The 22873-nt window shown below is 40.6% G+C and carries 16 protein-coding genes; 5 read left to right on the plus strand and 11 right to left on the minus strand.

The window, feature by feature from the left end:
• Nucleotides 1–76: 76 nt before the first annotated feature.
• The 3 genes from VB693_RS03165 to VB693_RS03175 all read right to left on the minus strand — a co-directional run bounded on the left by VB693_RS03165 (nt 77) and on the right by VB693_RS03175 (nt 2873).
• On the minus strand, nt 77–1507 hold the full coding sequence (locus tag VB693_RS03165; protein ID WP_323265016.1) for a HAMP domain-containing sensor histidine kinase: 1431 nt from the start codon (nt 1505–1507) through the stop codon (nt 77–79).
• The gene (locus VB693_RS03170) at nt 1504–2223 is read right to left on the minus strand and encodes a DUF4079 domain-containing protein (protein ID WP_323265017.1); all 720 of its coding nucleotides are present in this window, start codon (nt 2221–2223) and stop codon (nt 1504–1506) included. Before VB693_RS03170 ends, VB693_RS03165 begins: the two co-directional genes overlap by 4 nt.
• Nucleotides 2224–2429: 206 nt before the next feature.
• Nucleotides 2430–2873, minus strand: coding sequence for a DM13 domain-containing protein (locus tag VB693_RS03175; protein WP_323265018.1), 444 nt, complete (start codon nt 2871–2873; stop codon nt 2430–2432).
• Between the two features lie 324 nt (nt 2874–3197).
• Between VB693_RS03175 and VB693_RS03180 the strand changes: the two genes are divergently transcribed.
• From VB693_RS03180 to VB693_RS03190, 3 genes are all read left to right on the plus strand, one after another.
• The gene (locus VB693_RS03180; protein ID WP_323265019.1) at nt 3198–4163 is read left to right on the plus strand and encodes a ribonuclease T2 family protein; all 966 of its coding nucleotides are present in this window, start codon (nt 3198–3200) and stop codon (nt 4161–4163) included.
• 336 nt (nt 4164–4499) lie between these two features.
• Complete coding sequence (locus VB693_RS03185) at nt 4500–5282, plus strand: RNA ligase family protein (RefSeq protein ID WP_323265020.1); 783 nt, start codon at nt 4500–4502, stop codon at nt 5280–5282.
• 90 nt (nt 5283–5372) lie between these two features.
• Nucleotides 5373–6494 carry an AAA family ATPase gene (locus VB693_RS03190; protein ID WP_323265021.1) on the plus strand — a complete coding sequence of 374 codons (1122 nt, stop codon included), beginning with the start codon at nt 5373–5375 and terminating at the stop codon, nt 6492–6494.
• A gap of 95 nt (nt 6495–6589) precedes the next feature.
• Here VB693_RS03190 and VB693_RS03195 read toward each other — a convergent pair whose 3' ends face one another.
• The 5 genes from VB693_RS03195 to VB693_RS03215 form a co-directional block, all read right to left on the minus strand.
• Nucleotides 6590–7129 carry a L,D-transpeptidase gene (locus VB693_RS03195; protein ID WP_190704400.1) on the minus strand — a complete coding sequence of 180 codons (540 nt, stop codon included), beginning with the start codon at nt 7127–7129 and terminating at the stop codon, nt 6590–6592.
• Between the two features lie 481 nt (nt 7130–7610).
• Complete coding sequence (gene pcrA / locus VB693_RS03200; RefSeq protein ID WP_323265022.1) at nt 7611–9932, minus strand: DNA helicase PcrA; 2322 nt, start codon at nt 9930–9932, stop codon at nt 7611–7613.
• 187 nt (nt 9933–10119) lie between these two features.
• Nucleotides 10120–11829, minus strand: a complete 1710-nt coding sequence (locus VB693_RS03205) for a sensor histidine kinase (RefSeq protein ID WP_323265023.1) — start codon at nt 11827–11829, stop codon at nt 10120–10122.
• A gap of 727 nt (nt 11830–12556) precedes the next feature.
• Entirely contained in the window at nt 12557–13831 is a 1275-nt protein-coding gene (gene metK / locus VB693_RS03210; RefSeq protein WP_323265024.1) for a methionine adenosyltransferase, read from the minus strand.
• Nucleotides 13832–14229: 398 nt separating this feature from the next.
• Nucleotides 14230–15234 (minus strand): phosphoribulokinase, encoded by a 1005-nt coding sequence (locus tag VB693_RS03215; RefSeq protein WP_323265025.1) that lies wholly within the window; start codon nt 15232–15234, stop codon nt 14230–14232.
• A gap of 678 nt (nt 15235–15912) precedes the next feature.
• On the opposite strand from VB693_RS03215, the gene petH reads away from it, so the two are divergent.
• Both petH and VB693_RS03225 read left to right on the plus strand, forming a co-directional pair.
• The gene (gene petH / locus VB693_RS03220; protein WP_323265026.1) at nt 15913–17220 is read left to right on the plus strand and encodes a ferredoxin--NADP reductase; all 1308 of its coding nucleotides are present in this window, start codon (nt 15913–15915) and stop codon (nt 17218–17220) included.
• A 294-nt stretch (nt 17221–17514) separates the two neighbouring features.
• Nucleotides 17515–18804 (plus strand): homoserine dehydrogenase, encoded by a 1290-nt coding sequence (locus tag VB693_RS03225; RefSeq protein ID WP_323265119.1) that lies wholly within the window; start codon nt 17515–17517, stop codon nt 18802–18804.
• 129 nt (nt 18805–18933) lie between these two features.
• Here the strand turns inward: VB693_RS03225 and VB693_RS03230 are convergent, their stop codons facing one another.
• The 3 genes from VB693_RS03230 to VB693_RS03240 all read right to left on the minus strand — a co-directional run bounded on the left by VB693_RS03230 (nt 18934) and on the right by VB693_RS03240 (nt 22284).
• On the minus strand, nt 18934–19371 hold the full coding sequence (locus tag VB693_RS03230; RefSeq protein ID WP_190704653.1) for a CAAD domain-containing protein: 438 nt from the start codon (nt 19369–19371) through the stop codon (nt 18934–18936).
• A gap of 823 nt (nt 19372–20194) precedes the next feature.
• The gene (locus VB693_RS03235; protein ID WP_323265027.1) at nt 20195–20653 is read right to left on the minus strand and encodes a pentapeptide repeat-containing protein; all 459 of its coding nucleotides are present in this window, start codon (nt 20651–20653) and stop codon (nt 20195–20197) included.
• Nucleotides 20654–21480: 827 nt separating this feature from the next.
• Nucleotides 21481–22284, minus strand: a complete 804-nt coding sequence (locus VB693_RS03240) for an SDR family oxidoreductase (RefSeq protein WP_323265028.1) — start codon at nt 22282–22284, stop codon at nt 21481–21483.
• Between the last annotated feature and the right edge of the window lie 589 nt (nt 22285–22873).

Raw genomic sequence — 22873 nt, forward strand, 5'->3', positions numbered from 1 at the left:
TTTATCATACTCAGGACACAGCAGAGGCTTAAGCCCAGCTAACACAAATCACAATCGGCTAAATGCCGCGCTACCGCTAACAGCATTCACTAATGGGTAAGGTAATAGTAAATATACTACCTTCTTCTAAACGGCTACGGACTGTAACACTACCACCCATACCTTCAACAAGGGTTTTCACAATTGATAATCCTAAACCACAACCGCCTATAGAGCTAGTACGGGCTTCATCTACACGGTAAAATCGTTCAAAAATCCGTAATTGGTGTTGTAAAGGTATCCCATAACCTTGATCACAAACTTGTATAATTACTGCTTGTTCTTGCTGATGCAATTTCAAAGTTATTGGCGTATCAGAATCGGAATATTTAACAGCATTGTCAACTAAATTTAGTAATACTTGCTTGAGGCGATTGTAGTCTGCTTTCACTACAATGGGATTGATGGTATATTCGATTGTAATTTGGCGATCGCTATATTTTTCCGCCATGCCTGCAACTTCTATAATTAAGTCATTCAATGCGCATTCTTCCAGGCAAAGCTGCAAGTAACCACTATCGGCTCTAGCTAAATCTAGTAAATCTTGCAAAAGCCGAATTGTTCTTTCGGCTTCTGATGCAGCAGTTTCTAAGGCTTCTCGCTGCATATCGGTGAGATTAGTCTGTCGGCGTAAAACACTTTGCAAGTAACCGTGTACTATTGTCAGTGGTGTACGTAATTCATGGGAAACATTACTAACAAATTGACGCTCTTGTTCCCAAGACTGGGAGAGGCGAGCTAACATCATATTGAAGGTTTGTGCTAATTCTTTGACTTCGCTAGGTGCTTTATCTAGATACAATTTGGCTTGTCCTAAATCTGCGATGGAAATTACAGAGGTCATTTGGCTGAGTTGCATGAGTGGTTGCAGAGAACGCTTGATGTAAAATGCGATCGCCACAGACATCACGATAATTGTTAATACACTACCAACGCCTAAACTCTCCACCATGACTAAAAATATCATCTGTTCACGGGTGACATCCTGGATCACAAATAATTTACCTAGGACTTTTCCCCGTACTGGTATTGCACCACCACATAACACAAAGTAGCGTTGACCAACTTTATCTATTCGTGGTCTTATCGTCATTTCACCGAGAGACATTAACTCAGTTGCTGTTGGATTCGACAACTGATTCCAATTATTAGATTTTGCTAAAATCTGATTTTCAGGACTTTTAACCCACAAAAATGTATTTGTCGCTGTCAAGTTATCAATTGCTTTTTGTAATGCTGTCGTTGATGGCATCATTTCACTATAAATCTGCACATCGCGGGGTAGCCTTTGGGCAATTGCTTCAATATTTCGTTTGTGGTTATTGATTAACACTTGCCGCATTTTCCAGCTTGTCCAGAGAGCCAGATTTCCTAAACCCAAAGCGGAAACTATAGCAATACCAACTGTCAAACGTAAACGTAATGAAAAAGGATCTATTTTTTGATAAATTTTTCGTATTTGTGTCACTTTGGAGTTTCAAGATTTGGGGTTGGACAAGTTCTTTGGGAATAATTACACTGATAAACGTGCGATTCTTGCCAGCTTAGGGGGATTTCTAATAAATCTCGTGAACCTGTAAAACCTTGACCGATAAATAGTAATAGGGCAATGCAATTTATAAAAGTATGAATTATCCGCCAGCGATTAGACCGATCTTGATAAATATCTTGCACAATTGCTATCGAAAAAATCATCAGTAGGGCTGCGGTAATCCCTATATAGTAGTGTGACCAATACCATTCATTTGTGCGACGAAATACGCCATCCTGACAGCCAAGAATCACTAAACCTGCACCTGTCAACGTGGCAAAGACACCGCGCCATAATCGCTGTTTTGCTTGAAAAAGTAAAACTAAACAAACTATAGTCAAAACAAACATTAGCAGAATAAATATAACTTGGAATAAATTTTGATTCCAAAGTTGATTTTTAATGATATTTTTACCAATTGGATAGGCTAAACCTATTAAAGATAAACCTACAACGGCACTAGTTAGCCATTCACCTATGCGCTTATGTTCTCCTCCCACTATCGGAGGAATTTTACTTTTACCGCCGTCTACAATTTGGAGACGGCGTTGGCGTGTCTGCCAAGCAAAATGGCTGACAATGCCGATGAGAGGGAAGACAAAAATAACTGCAATCGCAGGATGTACAATCGCCAAAAAATCTACTAATTCCATATAAAAATTAATATTAATTTTTAGGTTTATCAAACTAAAGTAAAAAGAGAATTTTTACTAATCTACTGACTCTCTCTTTTTACTTTTGACTTCATAAGACCTCTTGCAAAAATCCGAAAATGAGATGTGTCATTCCGAATGAAATGTATAACCTTTGAGATGTTTAGCTTTGCTCAACATGACAGCTTAAGGTTTATGCAAGAGGTCTATAAAGTGGCATAGCCAAAAGTAGCATTGAATTTCCGGCACCAGATAGCTACAGATTTATAATTTGCTAACTTGATATTATTAGGTAAAGCATAGCGTTGATTGCCACTGATTTTTTGTAAAGGGGCAAGAGTTACATAATCTTTTTCTTTAATGCCAGATACTGGTGGTGCATCGGAAGTATGAAGAATTACAAATAAGTCAGGGCCTTTATCTGTTTTAAAATCCTGATCAAATTCTAAATATTGTTTACCTTGTTCCGTCACTACGGTTAATTTACCCTGAGTTGGGTGTTCCCCAGCTTGGAAATTGCCAGCCTTAGCACTTGGACGAGTTGCAGTAGTGGAAGTTTGAGTATCTACCTGATTAGAACTTACTTCTCTTGTACAGCCCATAGCTACAGTCGTAATAATTGCCAAAATTACTAATTTTTTCCATTTCATAGCTCAAATCTCCTGACATTGCTATCTAAAGACAATTTAAAGCTTTCTGCTACCTACAAAATTAAATTAAGCTGAGAATTTGTTAAAAATTAACTTTATTAAGAAGTTTCCGGTAAATCATTTAGGTAAGCGTAAGTTACGTTTTTTATATTCATTTAAGTATTACTGCTAGGATACTTCGGGTTTATCGATCTATAATCAATCAAGCCAAATCCTAGCTAAAAGCATCTCATTATCGTAGTTGACGAGGCATTTCTGCCTAATTTTATGGAGTATCCTATGCTGCGATCGCTCAGAAAAACACTTATGTTAGCAATGATATTAGTGTTCTCTTTCATACTATTTCCTAACGCTGCTTTAGCTTTTGTACCCTTTGAAGGTCAATTCACCGCTACAGATGCTTGCGAAGCCCTAGTCTCAATTAAAAAAGGAACTAACCCCGGCAACGTGAAATTAAAGCAGGGAGAGACTTATCAGGTAGTTGGGAAAAATAAAGATATCCCCTCTCACTACCTTTTAGAAATTGCTGGGGCTAACCCTCCTCAGCGTTGGGTTGCTACGAGCTGTCAGAAAATCGCTAGTTCACCTCCTGACACAGCTGTGAGTAACCCTCCTGTAATTCCAATTCCTATTGACAAAGACTACTTACTAGCCATCAGTTGGCAACCCGCATTCTGTGAAGGCAAACCAGACAAAACAGAGTGTAAAATCCTAGCTCAAAACCCAGACCGTCCTGAAGCTACTAATTTCGCTTTGCATGGTCTCTGGCCTCAACCCAAATCTAATATTTACTGCGGTGTCAGTCAGAGTGATAGGGCTTTTGATGATGGAAATAAGAGAGACTGGTCAAAACTACCGGCTATAGAGGAAGATTTATCTCCTGAGACTTGGCAAAAACTACAGGTAGTTATGCCTGGAACTTTATCCAATCTGCATCGACATGAATGGATTAAGCATGGTACTTGCTACCAAGGTACGCCAGAAGAATATTACACTGAGTCAATTGTCCTTCTGGAAGCCTTTAATAAATCTCCAGTGCAAAAATTAGTTGCTAGTAAGATTGGTCGCCAACTTGCTATCAAGGAGATTGATCAAGCCTTATCGTCTTTTGGTTCTGCAACTGGGGACAAGGTAGAAGTAAAATGCAATAATTTATTGTTGAATGAATTTTGGGTTAACCTTGCAGGCGATATTACCCTAGAAACTCCGGTTACTAACTTGCTTGCCAATAGCCCAAATGCCAAGGTTGAAAAGTTTAAATCTTGCTTAATTGATGATGCCCGCGATTAATTGTATTGTGCTTTTGTGAACCAGTAGAGATGTTGCAGTGCAATGTCTCTACAAAAGTGATTATAAATATATTTAGTCTGCCTGATTGCGATCGCCTATAAAAATTCTTACTTGAATAAAATTGCTATATCTTCCCAAATTCTGGAAATGTGGCTTCAGCTTGTGAAGTAAATGTATTATGTAAACACTACACAAATTCAGGTCACGGCTATGTAATCCCTTGGCTCAATCAAATTCGGATTCATCGCGAATGGTAGCAACTGTTAAAAATGCCTGCTCATTCGTGTGATTCCGCTACGTAATGATTTTGATTGCTCTTACCAAGGTGTAAAAGTCATGGAACAAATCTATAAATATCCGCGTACCCCTCACATTCAGGGTTCGCGATCGCAGCCTGGGGATGAAGACCTCGATAGTATCCCTTTTGCAACTATCAAGGAACAGTATGTAGTAGTTGAAGAAAAAGTTGATGGTGCAAACGCGGCTATCAGTTTTACTGTGGATGGACAACTCCGACTGCAAAGCCGGGGACACTATTTAACAGGTGGTGCGAGAGAAAAGCATTTCAATCTGTTTAAGCAGTGGGCGCATACCTACGCAGGCGCATTTTGGGAAGTTTTGGGTAGTCGTTTTATTCTCTTTGGTGAATGGCTATATGCCAAGCACACAGTGTTTTACGATGCTTTACCCCACTACTTTTTAGAGTACGATGTGCTGGATTTAGACAACGAAGTATTTCTTAGCACCAAATATCGCCAGCAGCTACTAGCAGGACTACCACTGGTTTCTGTACCGGTTTTATTTACTGGCAAACTGCAATCTTACAAACAACTCTTGGGGTTATTGAGTGAGTCTCATTATCAAACCTCTGGATATTTAGAAAATTTTTGTCAAGTTTGTCAAGAACAGGGATTAGATGTAGAACGTTCCCTGAAGCAAACTGACCAAAGTGCTTTGATGGAAGGTTTATACATCAAAGTCGAACCAGGGGATACGGTGACAGGACGTTATAAATATGTGCGTTCCAGCTTTTTAACTACTATTCAACAGTCTGATGGTCATTGGCTGAACCGCCTGATTATCCCTAATCGGCTGCGTTCTAGTGTCGAGTTATTTTGACTTGTTTGTTTTAAGGACTAAAGTCCTCAAAACTATCAGGACTAAAGTCCTTACTACGAACAAATATTACTATTAATTGAGGATGGCAATATGAGTTGGACTTTTCCTCATTGCCCAGATGCAAACAACTGGACAATAGATTGGCGCACATTAGAAACAGAATTTGATTGGTTGCGATCGCTTGCTGATTGTCCCCAAGACCCACGTTACCATGCAGAGGGTAATGTCCTCGTCCATACGAAATTAGTATGTGAGGCATTAGTAGCATTACCAAAATGGCGAGCCTTACCAGTTACAGAACGCTCAGTTTTATTTGTGGCGGCGTTGCTGCATGATGTCGCTAAACCAGCCTCTACCCTTATCGAAACTGATGGTGCTATCTCCTCTAAAGGTCACGTCCTCCAAGGTGCAAAGATGGCGCAGCAAATTCTCTGGGATTTGCAAGTCCCATTCCGCGAACGGGAGGCGGTTGTGGCTTTGGTGAAATACGGTAGCTTACCTCTGTGGTTTTGGGACAAACCTAACCCCGAAAAAGCAGTGATCAAAACTAGTCAGATTATCCGTTGCGATATGCTGAGTTTGCTAGCCGAAGCCGATGTCTGGGGGCGATATTGCGACGATCAACCCCAGTTATTAGAACGGATTGCATTTTTCCGGGAATATGCTCAAGAAAATCAATGCTTTCACCAGCCTCGCACCTTTCGCTCAAATCACAGTCGGTTTATTTATTTTCAAAAAGAAAATGGCAACGCAGACTATGCAGCCTATGATGATACACGGTTTGAAGTAGTGATGATGTCAGGATTACCGGGTGCAGGGAAAGACACCTGGATTCAGGAAAATATACCTGACTGGGCAGTAATTTCTCTAGATGAACTCAGAAACACCATGAAGATTGCACCTGACGAAGACCAAGGAGCAGTGGTGAATGCAGCCAAAGCCCTAGCTAAAGACTATATGCGAACTGGAAAATCTTTTGTGTGGAACGCCACCAACATCAGTCGCCAATTGAGAGGTTCACTTATACGTCAGTTTGCCAATTATCAAGCCAAGATTCGCATTGTTTACTTAGAAGCACCTTGGGAGGAACTACTCAAAAGAAATCGCGATCGCTCTGCCAAGTTACCAGAAAAGGTACTCTATAAAATGAAGAATCGTTTAGAAGTACCAGATATTACTGAAGCACAGGTAGTAGATTGGATAGTGCAGTAATTGCGAATCGCCATTCGCGAAGTGTTCCGCAGGAAAGGTGGGGCATAGCCCATCATGGTAATGGGTAATCAAACAATTACCCATTACCAAAACAACTATTTCCGCACTACTACCACAGTCCCATTAGCAGCCCAATCGTAAAGCTTGCGGGCTTGTTTAACTGGTAAATTCACACAACCACGACTAACGGGAGTGCCAAAGCGGTTATGCCAATAAGCTCCGTGAATAGCATAGCCTTTGTGAAAATACATAGCATAAGGAACATCTGGAATATCGTAGCCACGGCCTCGCATCCTGTTAATACGATATTTGGAATTAATCGTAAATTTGCCTGTAGGTGTAGGAGTGGAACGTTTTCCTGTAGACACACGAAAGGAATACACCAGTTTATTCCCTTCCCAAGCAAATAAACGTTGTGCCGATAAGTCAATCACAATCCGCCGAGATTGAGATATCTGTTGAATATCCGATGTACTAATACTGCTGTCATTAACTGATGCAGCTACGGTCTTGGGTGGATTGGTATCAGCTGCCGTTGGCGGCAACCAAGACAGCAAAGCCGCCATTATTATTACTGCACCAGGAGAGAATTTTCCTAAGCAATGTCTTCCGGTACTGCGAATCCAGTTTTGCATATTGCTAAAGTCATCAATTCCTAAACTTCGGATCACTGAAAATACAAGATTCAAAACATGAAACTTGATGTTTGGGGACTGTAGAGTGTTTTGAATTGCAATCTAGCTAAAGTCAGGATTTACGCAGATTTGTTGAGGCAGACAGATTAATTCTTCGTTCTATAGTTTATTTCAATTTCAGTTATGCCAATCCCGGAAAATAATAGCGATTATCTTGTTTTAGAGATATTTATGATTTTTTAAAGATAGGCTATAGCAATCAGCAATCATCTATTATTAATAATCGTACATTCGATTTTTTAATAAATTGAACACATGAATATATCAAATTTTAGTAATTTAATTATCAACTAATATTTCCTGTGTAAATTCGACTCAATATTAATGTAGAAGCCGTGCAGCATTCTACACAACGAACTTATTAGAAACTGTGGAGACGCGATTTATTGCGTCTCTACTTTGACTACGATTGAATATAATATCAGTCCATCTTTTGCAACTGCGCTACTCTAGGGTCAATAATCTTTTGTCCCAAACTTGCGAATTTAACTGCTACAGATACCTTATTCCCTTCGCCAAAAATGTGAGTTATTTCACCAAGACCAAAACTTTTGTGTAAAACTCGCTCACCTACTCGCCAATCCTGATTAGCAGCTTGCTTCCCATTGGTTGCAGAAGTTTTGGTGTAAGTTTGCCGCTTTTGTCCGGGATTTGCTAATAATTCTGGGGGTAATTCGTCAAGAAATTGCGATCGCATGGCGGGTTCTCGTGAACCATACAAGCGGCGTTCACGGGCGAAGGATAAGTGTAGTCTCTCTTGGGCGCGGGTAATCCCTACGTAACACAGACGGCGTTCTTCTTCTAAGGCCGCTGGGTCGTTCATGGAACGGTAATTGGGGAATAGTCCCTGTTCTAATCCTACCAAGAAGACAACGGGAAACTCTAAGCCTTTAGAAGCGTGTAAGGTCATTAAGGAAACGGCTGTTTGTCCTTCTTTTAAGTTATCTAAATCAGAACTGAGGGCGGTACTTTGCAAGAAGGCTGTTAAAGAAACATCTTCATTTTCTTCTTGAAATTGCAGTACAGCGTTGTAAAGTTCTTGGACGTTTTGGATTCTATCTTCGGCTTCGTCTGTTCCTTGATTTTGTAAGTCTTGCACGTAACCAGAATCTTCTAAAATTCCCGTTACCATCTCCGAAACGGGAACTGTGGCTATTTCTCCTTGCCAACGGTTAATCATCTTAGCAAAGTTATTGACAGCTTTGGCAGAACGTCCAGCTAAAGTATTGACTGAAGTCTCATCGCTCAATATTTCCCATAATGTTGTGTTTAATTGCTGGGAAGCATTGATTAAATTATCCATAGTGGCTTTACCAATACCACGCCGGGGTGTATTAATAACTCTTAATAAACTAACTGTATCTGCTGGGTTAGCGATCGCTCTTAAATAAGCTAAGACATCTTTAATTTCTTTACGGTCATAAAATTTCATCCCGCCGACAACTGTATAAGGAATTTGATTCCTGACTAACTGTTCTTCAAAGGGGCGAGATTGGGCGTTGGTACGATAAAGAATGGCAAAACTGCCCCAATCCAATTCAGGATGTTGATGTTCTAAAGTGCGAATTTGTCTAATCACAAAATCTGCTTCAGCTAGTTCATCATCTGCTTTGTGGCAATAAATTTGCTCACCTGCACCCCTCGTAGGCTTGAGGACTTTATCAATGCGTTGGGTGTTATTTTCAATTAGTTCATTGGCAGCTTGCAGAATGTTTTCACAAGAGCGATAGTTTTCTTCTAACTTCACCATTGTGCGTGTATCTTCATCAGCTAAAGCATCACCAAAGTTATTCTGAAACTCTAACAAAATGGTGAAATCTGCCATTCTAAAACTATAAATAGACTGGTCAGCATCACCTACAACAAAAACTGAGCGATTCTGCCAATTCCATTCAGTCTTTTGCTCTTCGCCATTAGTTGCTAACAGGCGAATTAGATCATATTGAGTGCGGTTGGTATCTTGATATTCATCTACAAGAACATGGCAAAACTTGCGATGCCAATAGCCTAAAACCTGTTCATTTTGCTGAAATAATCTAGTAGGAATCAGAATTAAATCATCAAAGTCTAGGGCATTATTTTGAGAAAGTCTATCTTGATAAAGATTATAGACATTAGCTATAACTCGCCCGCGATAATTCGGTTGTTCTTGCTCTAATTCTTGTGGAGACAACCCTTGATTTTTAGCGTTACTAATGGCGTAACGTACAGAACGGGGGTCAAATTTTTTATCGTCTAAATTTAATTGCTTGGTGACAATTTCTTTAATTAAACTCATGACATCAGATTCATCAAAGATAGAGAAATTTTTATCCCATTTTCTACCTTTTTCATCTTGGTATTTTTCAATATCAAAGCGGAGAAGTCGCGAAAATAGACTGTGGAAAGTCCCACACCACAAATCTTTGATAGTAGTTTTATAAACGCGCGATCGCAGTTTAGTTTGTTCGTATTCTGGCAGTAAATCCAACTTTTGTCCATGTTCTGCCATTGCCAACTGTTCAGCAAATAGCCTCTGAATCCGTTCTTTCATCTCCCGTGCGGCTTTGTTAGTGAAAGTCACCGCCAGGATATTTTCAGGCGCGACACGGTGTTTGAGAATTAAGTTAGCAATTCGGTAAGTTAAGGCGCGTGTTTTACCAGAACCCGCGCCAGCCACGACGAGTAAAGGGCCGCAGTAATGTTCCACGGCTTGACGTTGGCTGGGGTTAAGATGGCTGAGAAAGTCGATGCTTGTAGTCATGGTGTGAGGAGTGCTGATAACTTAGTCAATGGTCAACCCCTGCGGGGAATTCAAAATTTAAAATTGTACTCCTCTGGAGTAGGCTTACGCCTGCGTAGCAAAGCAAGCTACGCGCCAGCGTCATTAGTCATTAGTTACTATACCTTGTACCCTTGTCTAACTTGTCTCCCAATGCCCTATTCCCAGTTTACTCCTGCACCGTCAATGGTAAGTGAACAATAAAAGTAGAACCAATTCCCATCTGACTCTGCACCAAAATTTCACCGCCCATCAGCTGACAAAAGTGGCGACTGATAGCTAAACCCAGTCCTGTACCGCCATACTTTTTCGTCGTAGAGGTATCACCTTGGATAAAGGGTTGAAATAATTGTTGCTGTTGTGTGGGAGACATCCCAATACCTGTATCGCTAATATTGAAAGTAATCATGCCCAGGGGAGCTTCTGGTGAGATGTCTTGTCTGTCATTCTTAACTGTTAGCGTTATCTTGCCGTTAGTGGTAAATTTAGCAGCGTTACTTAATAGGTTTAACAATACCTGCCTCATTCTGGTTTGATCAGCGTACATTAAGCCTAAGTGTTCATCACAATAGACTGCTAACACATTGCCATTTTTTTCTATCGCTGGTTTGACTGTGAGGACAACGTCATTAATTAGCGTAGCAATCTCAAAGGTCTCTGGGTAAAGAGACATTTTCTCGGCTTCAATTTTGGATAAGTCAAGGATGTCGTTAATCAGTTCTAGTAGATGTCTACCAGCAGAGTTGATAGTTTCTAAGTCAGTGATGAAGTCTCCCGATACATTGAGATCCGTTGCATCATCTTGTAGCAGTTGGCTCAAGCCAATCACTGCATTTAGGGGTGTGCGTAATTCGTGACTGACATTAGCTAAAAATCTACTTTTGGCTTTGCTGGCGGCTTCGGCTTGTTCTTTGGCTTGTTCTAGTTCTTTTGTGCGTTCTGATACCCGTTCAATTAGATGATTTAAAGATTTTGCTAATAAACCAATTTCGTCTTCGGTGGTGACGGGTGCGCGTAAATCAAAATTGTGTTTCCGTGCTACTTGTTCAGCGACTTGGGTGACAATGATCACTGGTTCTGCGATCGCTCGACTGGTACGCCATGCTATGATGGCGGCGATCGCTACTGACACCAGCATACTCACCATTACAATTAATCTCTCTACTCCCTTGGCTTGTTCTACATCTCTTTGTCTGTCTTGTTCTTTCTCTTCCGCAGTCTGAAGGATATTACTTAATTTTTCTGATAGCTGGTCTAGTTGCATGGCTGTTTGACCACGCATAATTTGTAACAGCTTGTCTCTAGTGACACTCACCTGCTGTTGATTACTTTCCTTCAAAACCGCTTCTATTTTGTCAACATACGATTTTAAGTAAAAAGCGTAATCTTGTAATAGAGCCTGTAAGTTAGTGGTTGTCGCCGCTAATGTTTCAGGTTTTTTATCAATAAATTTGTCGATTTTTTGCTCTAAAGTCTTAGCTTTCTCTAGATTTTTCAAAAAATCTTGTTTTTTTGCTGGTAGCCGTTGGGGATCTTCTAAAAACGCTGCCATTTTAAAACTATGCAGTTGTGCGCCTATAACTGCATCTTTATACTCACTCAGTAGTTGTCGTTGCTCCTGGGCTTGATTAAATTGCCTGATTTCTCTCCCACGGTAGTAGTTGGCGATGACCAAACCCGTGAGTGAGCCGAAAAAACCAATACCAATCGCCACAAAATATCCATAACCAATTTTCTGATGTATGCGCCAGGAACTGGCTTTGAGTTTCCCTCGTGAGGGAAATTCTATAGTCGGGAGTTCATCGTTGGATGTCTCTTCTACTGGCACTTTTTCGCTTTCTAAACTGCTGTACACAGGGATTGGCTGTTGAGTTTGCATCCCTCAAATCTCCTTATCCCTACCGCAAAAATCACCAAATCAGTCTTACTTATACAACCACTGCCAATATTGATCAATACTTTAGATTATTTTCTCTTATAACAAATGCAATAAATCACCTTCTAGATAATTCGCATTACTTCATGACATTGAAGTGGTTTTGATACGAATTTTTACACGAACATTTGCTGGTATCAGCGATATCGTGCTTAATGAATCGGTAGTTGACAAATCTAACATTTTCCTAGAAGTGCCTTTGATTCTCCTCTATTTTTGCAGATCAGATTTTGTCTGAAAGTATGGGGATACTCTAATCTAACGCATTTCCATGATCTCCCGACTGATGTTTGCTAGTTCTCTAAAGCACTTTTGTTAAACTCAACCAACATCTTCAAGCACTATAGTCGCAGATGTTTAAAAGTACAAAAGGGCTAATTCACTTTACTAGAACTTTCCAGCAATTCAGCACAGGAATCCTGACAAAAACGCAAACAGGGAACTTTTTCACTCAACTAGTTCTACTCTAGAATCAAGACTAGCTTGACTAACTAACAAGAGAGAAACTTTTTTAGAGATAAATCTAGTTATCACATAGCAAATAGTATCACCTCTTGACTCTATTTTCCCAAAAATTACTAGGTTGCTATTTCTATAAGAAAACCCTCTGCCCAGAAAGTTCCTGAGCAGAGGGCTTATAACTAAATCATTTTTTCAGTAGTATTGGGATCTACTTTAAAGCCTGCGCGATCGCAGCTGATATGGCATGACTAGCTGCTTGCTTCAAAAATTCTGCCTTATCGGTACGTTCCCAAGGCAAGTCTAAGTCATTCCGCCCAAAGTGACCGTAAGCCGCGATGTCCTGATAAAAACGTCCGCCTCGTTCACTTGGTAAGTTACGTAAGTTAAAGGTATGAATGATGCCAGCCGGTCGTAGTTCAAAGTTCTGTTTAACTAGTTCCAGCAAGGTTTCATCATCGACAGTGCCAGTACCAAAGGTATCTAGAAAAATGCTCACTGGTCGCGCTACACCAATGGCATAACTCAACTGCACTTCACACTTTTCTGCCAACCCAGCAGCGACGATATTTTTCGCCACATAGCGAGCTGCATAGGCGGCTGAACGGTCTACCTTCGTGGGGTCTTTGCCTGAAAAAGCACCACCACCATGCCGTGAATAACCACCGTAGGTATCCACAATAATTTTCCGTCCCGTCAAACCAGAATCACCTTGAGGGCCACCAATGACAAATTTTCCGGTGGGGTTAACCAGAAAACGTGTTTCTTGGCTGGGTTTAATTTCCATGTCACCAAACACAGGTTCAACTACCGCAGTCCATAGGTCTTGTTTAATTTTCGCTTGGACTGCTGCCTCATCAGTTATGTTACCGATGGTGGCTGTGTGCTGTGTAGAAATCAGAATGGTATCAATACCAACCGGGCGACCGTCTTCATAAGTGACGGTAACTTGGGTTTTACCATCAGGACGGAGATAGGGCAAATCCCCAGTTTTACGCACTGCGGATAGTCGGCGAGCAATCCGATGAGCTAAACTCACAGGTAAGGGCATCAGTTCTGGGGTTTCGTTGCAAGCAAAACCAAACATGATTCCTTGATCACCAGCACCAATAGTGTCAAATAGTTCTTCACTATCTTGCTGACGAGTTTCTTGAGCAGTGTTCACACCCTGGGCAATATCAGGAGATTGTTCATCTAAAGCGACAATCACGCTGGTACTGTTGGCAGAAAAGCCGTTATCAGCATCAATGTAGCCGATTTCCGCTATTTTCTTCCGGGCGATATTCACATAATTGACGTTGGCTTTGGTGGTTATTTCACCAGTGATTAGCACTAAGCCAGTGTTGACAACTACCTCAGCCGCAACTCGGCTAGAGGGGTCTTGTGCGAGTAAGGTATCTAAAATCGTGTCAGAAATCTGATCGCAGATTTTATCAGGATGCCCTTCGGTAACTGACTCGGAGGTAAATAAGTAGCGTCGAGACAATAGAGTATTCCTCCTGTAAAAGTATTTTCACTGACTAAACATCAGATACATATTTAGTGCAGTTACTAATTACTGAAATCATAACAATATTGACACATTCAGTAGTTAGTTTCCTGGAACTAGTCATGAAGAACGTAAAAGTAAAAATAGCAAATAATTAACAATGTGGATTTTCTGGTGTTGGCGCAGCCTCTCTACTGCGACACGCTACGCTTTCCCTCTGGGAACGTGCTGATCGGAGCTATATTGTACTGAATATAGGTTTTTGTGCCTTAGATGACATTTTCTCTGAAAATATCACAGTAAATTATTCTTATATATAGTATTTTGCAGAAGTCTATAAAAAAAGGGAGTACGCGGAATGTACTCCCTAAGGTTTTGACACAAACACTGCTGTTTTAAACTTGAACTGCTAGCTTGGCTTCTTTTGTTGTTAAACGCTCGTAAGTAGCACGCATTTTCAACCCTGTTAATACTTGGAATAAGCCAGTACCGTTGTTAGAACCTGGATACTCACGGTGTTGTAATAACAAGTGAGTCATTTCACCTGCGTATTTGGTGGATGTGTTACTTAGGTGGCTCTCGATGTAAATCACTTCTTCTAGATTGTCAAATTGTCCGTCTACTTCCAGAACTGAGACATAACGACCATAGTAAACATCAGAACCATAGTAAAGTTGCATACCTGGGTAAGAACAGGTTAGTTTACGTCCGCAAGGAGTCCACTGGATGGTTGAGCCTTCATCAAAGAGGTAACATGGCTCAAAGCCTTCTTTACCTTCCCGTTGTAGCATCCGTACCCGCAATACTTTACGCTCGGTATCGTTTTTAATTAGGTTGGTGGGCAATACTTGCAGAACCACATCCGCAAATTCTCTTTGTGGTTCGATATATTTTTGGAAATCGGGTTTACGGGAGTTGATGGCGGCTAAGACATCTTCATAGCGATGGCCTCTTTCTGCCATATCACGCTGAATTTTCCAGGCAATTTTCACTTCGTCGCTGATGTCGAAGTAAACGCTAAAATCAAGCAGCGATCGCACCCGTTCATCATATAGAGGATGTAGACCCTCAACCACTACAATATGATTTGGCTTGACAATTTCGGGTGGATCTATCAGGCCGGTTTCGTGGTTGTAAATCGGCTTATTAATTTCTTGACCTTCTTTGAGAGCCTTGATTTGCTCATACATCAGGTCAAAGTTGTTCGCCCTGGGGTCAAGTGCCGTGATGCCAGTTTCTTTACGTTGTTTGCGATCCAAACAATGATAGTCATCTAAACAGATAACTGTCATAAACTCTTCACCAAACAAATCTATCAAACGACGCAAAAACGTAGATTTTCCGCATCCGGAGTCTCCGGCTACTCCGATTAGTACCACGCGTTCCGGCTTACTTGTCATAAATCTCCTCTATGTACTAAATGTGTCAATCAATAATTTTTTCTCACAGCAGATGTGAAGCCAGGAGTTTACCCGTTTGGTTTGTCCTGCGTTCTTGCTACTCAGCGACATATAAGATTCATCAAACGGGTTGTCAACCAAATTAGTAGTTGTTACTCGTCTGAATATCTTGCTTTGAAAACTGGCTAAGTATTTAATCCTAGTGGTATAGTTGATTTTAACAGAATGATGTAACCCATACAAGATTTACTGTCAAGAGAATCTAGTGCAAGAAGTCAAAAGGTAAAAGACAAAAGGCAAAATAAAGAATCTTGATCATATAAGCTTTTCGTCTATTCCAGATGGTGACTTCGTTTACGCTCTGTTGTACTAGTAACTCCCTAGAAATATTTTCCAGAATCTGCTTTTACTACTCACAGCACGAAAAAAAAGATTAAATTGACTCATTATTAACATTATCCAAGAGACTTATCCTTTAACTTAGAAGGTGAACAGGTGTGTTTATTCCTAAGCCTCCACGTCCTTGGTAAGTGTATTAATGCAAGGCATTATTTGATAGTGCCACTTTCTCATAACGTTAGTTTTAGGAACACGAAATCCGATAAACTAAAGCTAGTTTGTGATGGGAAAAGTTTTTTTTTGATAAACGGTTAAGTAAATATCGGAGTGGTAGAAAGAATGTACAACCAAGGTGCTTTTGAAGGTGCTGCCAACGCAGAATCAGGTAGCCGTGTCTTCGTTTACGAAGTGGTGGGTCTGCGACAGAACGAAGAAACTGATAAAACTAACTACCAAATTCGTAAAAGTGGCAGTGTGTTCATCAGAGTACCTTACAACCGCATGAATCAAGAAATGCAGCGTATCACTCGCCTAGGAGGGAAGATTGTTAGCATTCATCCTGCAAATGGTCTACAACAACTTAATGGGAAAGTGGCCGATCAGGTGAATCCTAGCACTCAGGGAAATGGTCATGCCACACCTGTAACAGCCAATAGTGAAGCGAAAGGCTTTGCTCAAAAACCAGCTGAAGAACAGCAGAAGAATAAGGATAACAAAGGCAAAACCATGACTCAAGCGAAAGCCAAAAAAGCCCACGCTGATGTTCCTGTAAACACCTACCGCCCCAATGCGCCATTTGTTGGTAAGTGTATCTCTAATGAAACATTAGTCAAAGAAGGCGGAATTGGGATTGTTCAGCACTTAAAATTTGACATTTCCGGTGGTAATTTGAAATACATCGAAGGTCAAAGTATTGGGATTATCCCCCCTGGTGTGGACAAAAACGGTAAGCCAGAAAAGCTCAGACTGTACTCCATTGCATCCACTCGTCATGGTGATGATGTAGATGATAAGACAGTCTCCCTATGCGTCCGTCAGCTGGAGTACAAGCACCCAGAAAGCGGTGAAACAATTTACGGTGTTTGCTCTACATACCTAACTCAGTTGCAGCCTGGAGATGATGTCAAAATCACAGGGCCAGTGGGTAAGGAAATGTTGTTACCCGATGATCCAGAAGCCAACGTCATCATGATGGCGACTGGTACAGGTATTGCTCCCATGCGTGCTTACCTGTGGCGGCAATTTAAGGATGCAGAAAGAGCTGCTAACCCAGAATATCAATTTAAAGGATTCTCTTGGTTGATTTTTGGTGTTCCCACAACTCCTAATATTCTATATAAAGAAGAATTGGAAGAAATGCAGCAGAAGTATCCCGAAAACTTCCGCTTAACTTGCGCTATCAGCCGGGAACAACAAAATCCCCAAGGCGGTAGAATGTACATCCAAGACCGCGTGGCAGAAAATGCTGATGAACTGTGGAAGTTGATCAAAAACGAAAAAACCCACACTTACATCTGCGGTTTGCGCGGTATGGAAGATGGTATTGATGCTGCTTTAACTGTTGCTGCTGCTAAGGAAGGCGTAACCTGGAGTGACTATCAGAAAGACCTCAAGAGAGCAGGCCGTTGGCACGTTGAAACATACTAAAAACAGAGTTCTGAGTAATGAGTAATGAGTTCTGAGTAATGAGTTTGTAGGGTGGGCAATGTCCACCCTACATTTTTTTGTATAAATAAATAGCTGAGATAAGAGTGGTAAGTTCTGAGCCAAATCAGCACGGGCTAACGCCCCGCTACCGCTAACAACACCGGCTAAACGCCGCGCTACCGCTAACAGCACTCAACACTAGATATAGTTGAGACAAGAGTGGTAAGTTCTGAGCCAACTCAGCACTCAGCACTCCGTACTCAGCACTTAAATATAGAGTTTGGGGTTAATTTTGTGGGTGTAAAGCTGGGAATTTTAGGATTAGGTACGGTAGGAACGGGGACTGTGCAGTTGCTACAAGATGCGGCTGGTCGTCACCCGTTGTTACAAGAAATTGAAATTTATCGAGTGGGAGTGCGATCGCTAGATAAACCTCGCGATGTTAATTTATCTGCGAAAATCATCACAACAGATTTAGAAGCAATTGTCAATGACCCGGAAATAGATATTGTAGTCGAGGTGATGGGGGGATTAGAGCCGGCGCGATCGCTAATTCTCCAAGCTCTCAAGAATGGTAAACACGTTGTCACCGCCAATAAGGCTGCTATTTCTCGCTTTGGGGCAGAAATTTTCACAACTGCCAATCAAGCGGGCTTATACGTCATGCTAGAGGCGGCTGTGGGTGGTGGTATCCCCGTAATTCAACCCTTAAAGCAGGCTTTAAGTGTCAACCGCCTGCATACTGTGACTGGCATTGTTAACGGTACAACTAACTACATCCTCACCCGGATGCAAACCGAAGGCATTGACTTTGCTGATGTGTTGGCTGATGCCCAACGCTTGGGTTATGCAGAAGCCGACCCCACGGCTGATGTCGATGGCTTAGACGCAGGGGATAAGATCGCGATTTTGGCATCATTGGCTTTTGATGGCCGGATTCATTTAAAAGATGTGTATTGTGAGGGGATTCGGCAAGTTAGTCAAACCGATATTGCCTATGCCGAAAAATTGGGCTTTGTCATTAAATTACTAGCGATCGCTACAAATCAGGTTAACGACAACTCCCAGCTATCTGTGAGGGTTCATCCAACGTTAGTCCCCAAGGCACATCCTCTAGCAAGTATTAACGGTGTTTATAACGCCATCCTCGTAGAAGGAGAACCCATCGGTCAAGTGATGTTCTTTGGCCCTGGGGCGGGTGCAGGTGCTACTGCTAGTGCCGTCACCTCAGATATTTTGAGTCTAGTGGCAGCACTAAAAAGCAATACTGCCGCACCGAATCCCCTCTTAACTTGTAGGCATGAGGATTACTGCCAAATTGCCCCGATAGCAGACCTTGTAACTCGATTTTACGCTCGATTCCTCACCAAAGACCGATCGGGTGTCATTGGTAAACTGGGTACTTGCTTTGGTGATCATGGTGTGAGTTTAGAGTCAATCGTCCAAACAGGCTTTCAGGGAGGACTAGCGGAGATTGTAGTTGTAACCCACGATGTTAGGGAAGGAGATTTTCGCCAAGCCTTAGCAGAAATTCAGAGTCTGGAAGCAGTTGATAGCATTCCCAGTATTTTGCGGGTGTTGTAAATTATGAATGGGCATTGGGAATACGAGTTATAAACAACAAAAATGGTCAAGCATTTTGCTTGACCATTTTTGTTTTCTATCTATATTCTGTAGTAGCTGTCAGTAGGCGATGTATCATTTAGCCAAATATTAGCTTTCTGACCCATCGTGACCAACTACTTGGGACTTCAGAGTTGTAATTTCACTGTTTAACTCTTGTCTGGTTGAAGCTTTTAGTAAGTAGCGGTAAACAAACCAAGCAGAGTAACCAATTCCAATCAACTCAAAAGTTGGTGCTACCAAAGGAATGTCATTCAAAGCATCTAATACTGCCAACAGTACCCTGACTGCAACCAATGATCCTACAATTAAGCCTACGCTCACCAAGGGCTGCTTATATTGATTAAAAAAGTTACCTACATAATCAGGCAGTGTTCCTAAAAATTCAGAAATTTGTTCTCCGTATTTTACCCATTGCTCTTGAGACTGTACAGGAGGCTGGAGTTTAGTAATAGTTCCTGGTTGATTGTTGATATCTGGCACTGTTGTCTCTTTGGGTTGGGTTTGGGCGAATTCCGGTTCTTGCATGTTCACTTCCATAAATTTGACAGTTGAGTTTCTCTAATCTGGACAATTACAACCAAAAGGCTGTTGATTAGGTGATGCACTCTTGCATTCAATCGAGTTTGGCAACAGGATTTAGTGTCCTATAACCATAATTGCCCTGTAACATCTACTGCATCAACTACAAGGTAGACAGTCACTAAGCAAATAGAAGTCAGAAGGCTACAGGATGTCTAAAACCATTGGCGTTCTGAGTTCTTTTGTCGTGAATCAACTGGAATCTTCAGGTTGTTATTATCCTAGGCTGTGTCAGTTGCTCATCATCGTACTTAAATAAAGTACAGATCATGCAAAAATCACTCTACCTCTCATTTATATAAGCACAAACGCTGATTTCATCTGAATATTAAAGCTATCTTAAGCCGTGTTCGTCAATGAAAGTATTGATTCTTGATACCAATACTTCATAAAAATTAGGACTACTAGCATTTCCCAACATTATTGGCAAACAATTAATTGGCTTTATAGTAGTAATTGTGTACTGATTTACTACAGACCAATAAAAATGCACCCTATTTGGATTGGCGGGTAAGCAATTTCGTATTGAGGATTTTAGTCGTAATGCTTCCAAGCACTTTAGTGCTGACTACAAAACATTAATTCAACGACGTATTCGCCCGCCGCAGGTCATCGCTTGTTGAAGTAAATAAATGTTAAGTTTTGGCAGAGCAGAGGTTTTCGTCTCAGTTTAAATACTTTTGATAGGTATGTGAGAGATCATATTGGCTAACACCCAATTCTCTCACCCCATCTTTTGTTTCTTAAAGTTTAGCTGACTTAGTTCACCCTAATCCCAATCGGGAATTTCTGCACCATCTTCGCCACCCACACCGATCGCAGTGTGATAGATTTCTGCATCAGTGATGGTGAGGTTTTCCATTGATGCGCCATACACATTGGAATCGATAACATGAGCGCGAGTCATGTTGACATTGTTGAGATTGGCTTTTTTGAAGTTGACGTTGGTGATAAAGGCTGCGCTTAAGTTCGCGCCTTTCAAGTTAGCGTTAGTGAAATCAGCACCTTCGAGATTTGCACCAGCTAGGTTTGCACCAGCTAGGTTTGCTCCTCTTAAATCAGCACCAATTAAATGTGCGCCATTGAGGTTCATCCCTGAGAGATTACACCCACCACATTCCCCAGTTGATAATAGCCTTTGTAAATCTTGTGGATTCCCAGCCTTGACTGAGTTTACAAAAAATAGGGGAGTAGCTAATACTACTGCTGCTAATAGCTTGAGTTTCATAAATTTCCCCCTTTCTCCTTATATTTCGTGTCCGTTCTTTTCCTCACGCTTCTATTATCTCACTAACTTCCTAAATAATGTTGATTTAAATCACAATTTGCTTTTCTAGATAACAGGTGTATTCGTGAGGCTGAAAAGATTACTATCTATGCTTTATAGCTATCTTTGAGCAATAAATTAAGCATAAATACTTGACTTAATTTAATATTAAATATCTTTAAGCAAATGTATCATTAGATATATTTTTTAGGAGGAAAATTTTTCAGCATTTACCAATAAAAAATATGATCAATTTTTACAAAAAGTTAGTATATTAAATTACAAAGTAAGTCAGGATTTCCTGGTTAAATAGTTCTGGCTGCTCTTGTTGAACCCAATGTCCGCAACCGGGAATATACTTAATTTTGAGATTTTGGAGATAGGCGGCGGTGTCACAAGTAAGTTCTTTACCCAGAGCAGTATTATTTTCACTCGAAATTATCAGTATAGGGAATTCTAAAATACCCCTATTCTTTTGGGATAAGAAGCTGGAGAAAACATTACAGTAATAGTTCAATAGGCTGTGAGTGCGCCACTTTTGGCAACCGATTTTTTATAAGTAGCAATATCATCTGGAGCAAAGGTAATTTTATGAGACTTTGTCATTGCGAATGAAGCCTTCGCGTTCCCGTCCTGGAGGGAAGTGGAATGTTCGCAGAGCGTTCTCGCAGGGTCGCAATCGCAACACCTAGATATTGCGATTACTTCGCGCCATTTCATTACGCTCGCAATGACAAATTATGTTTTTACACATTTGGGAGTATACCAAATGTAACCACGGCGGATTATTATTTCCTGGTTTCGTGCATATTCCTCACGACTTTGCTAACTATGTTTCTGGGTGCAAATTTGACGGATTTAGCTAATATCTTATTTCTAAAACCAGGAATTACAATAGTTTTATTTGCCATTAAACCATCGTAGCCAATTTTAGCGACAGTCTCACTATTCATCATTCTATTAACATGAGAAATTTTGGATTCTTCCATTGCGGCTGCTTTTTGAAATTCTGATGCTGTCGGTCCTGGACAAAGAGTAGTTACTGTTACGCCTGTACCCTCTAATTCATTAGTGATCGCTTCGGAAAATGATAAAACATAAGCTTTAGTCGCAAAATACACTGCCATTAGTGGACCTGGTTGAAAAGCTGCAACTGAGGCAACATTTAATATTTTTCCATAGCCTTGGCAGATCATATCCTTGAGGAATAACTTAGTTAAATGAGTGAGACTCACTATGTTTACTTGTAACATTTTTAGTTCAGTAGTGAGGTCAGTTTCGCTAAATACTCCATAAGTACCAAATCCAGCATTATTAACTAATACATCAATCTTGATTGCTGCTTGTTGTAATTCGGTGAATATTTCTTCTGGGGATGTTGATATAGATAAATCTTTAACTAAAGTTTTAACAGAAATGCCAAATTCCTGGATAAGTTCCTCAGCAATTACTGCGAGTTTTTCTTCATCTTTATCCACTAAAACCAGATTGTAACTATGACGGGAAAAAATATATGCTAATTGGTAGCCAATTCCATGTGCTGATCCTGTGATAAGCGCAGTTTTTTGTGGATATTTATGATTATTTTTCATTTGATAAAATGGCTGATGTAACTTGAATAAAACAAAAAAGTTCTTAGAGGAATCTTATTGAAATTTACCTTTATTAACCTTTGCAGAATTCAAATTAACCATATTAGTCTCCCACCAGAAAATCTGTATTCCTTGATTCACTATTGTTAACCTGATAAAGTTTATTGTCTACGCCCTTGAAATAACCTCTCAACTCGCATTGAGCAACTTCGATTCCGTCGAAATTCTGAAGCTTACTGGGCAACTATTGAGAAACTACTTCTCCAGGAAACTTTGCCACACTAATTTTTTTAAAATTAAAATACCGTATTCATCGCTACAGTTAGGCATCATCAGTTCCCCTAACATTTGAAGCTAATAATAAATCGGGAGAAATAAACACAACAATGAAGTTAAGGAAGATAAAGTCAAGCTTCCCGATGTTTATCAATTTTTTAGTCGTACTCCAATTCTGCAATCGGAACGATATAGAACTCTAGCTAAGAGAAGCCAGGGTGTTCCAGAATATATGACAACAGATCCAACACACACAGGTAATGCGGGCAGCAATAGAAGTATTGTTGTCAATAAATTGCACGTATTCCCTGAT

Origin of the sequence: Anabaena sp. UHCC 0399 (assembly GCF_034931465.1) — a bacterium.
Lineage (GTDB): Bacteria > Cyanobacteriota > Cyanobacteriia > Cyanobacteriales > Nostocaceae > Trichormus > Trichormus minutissimus.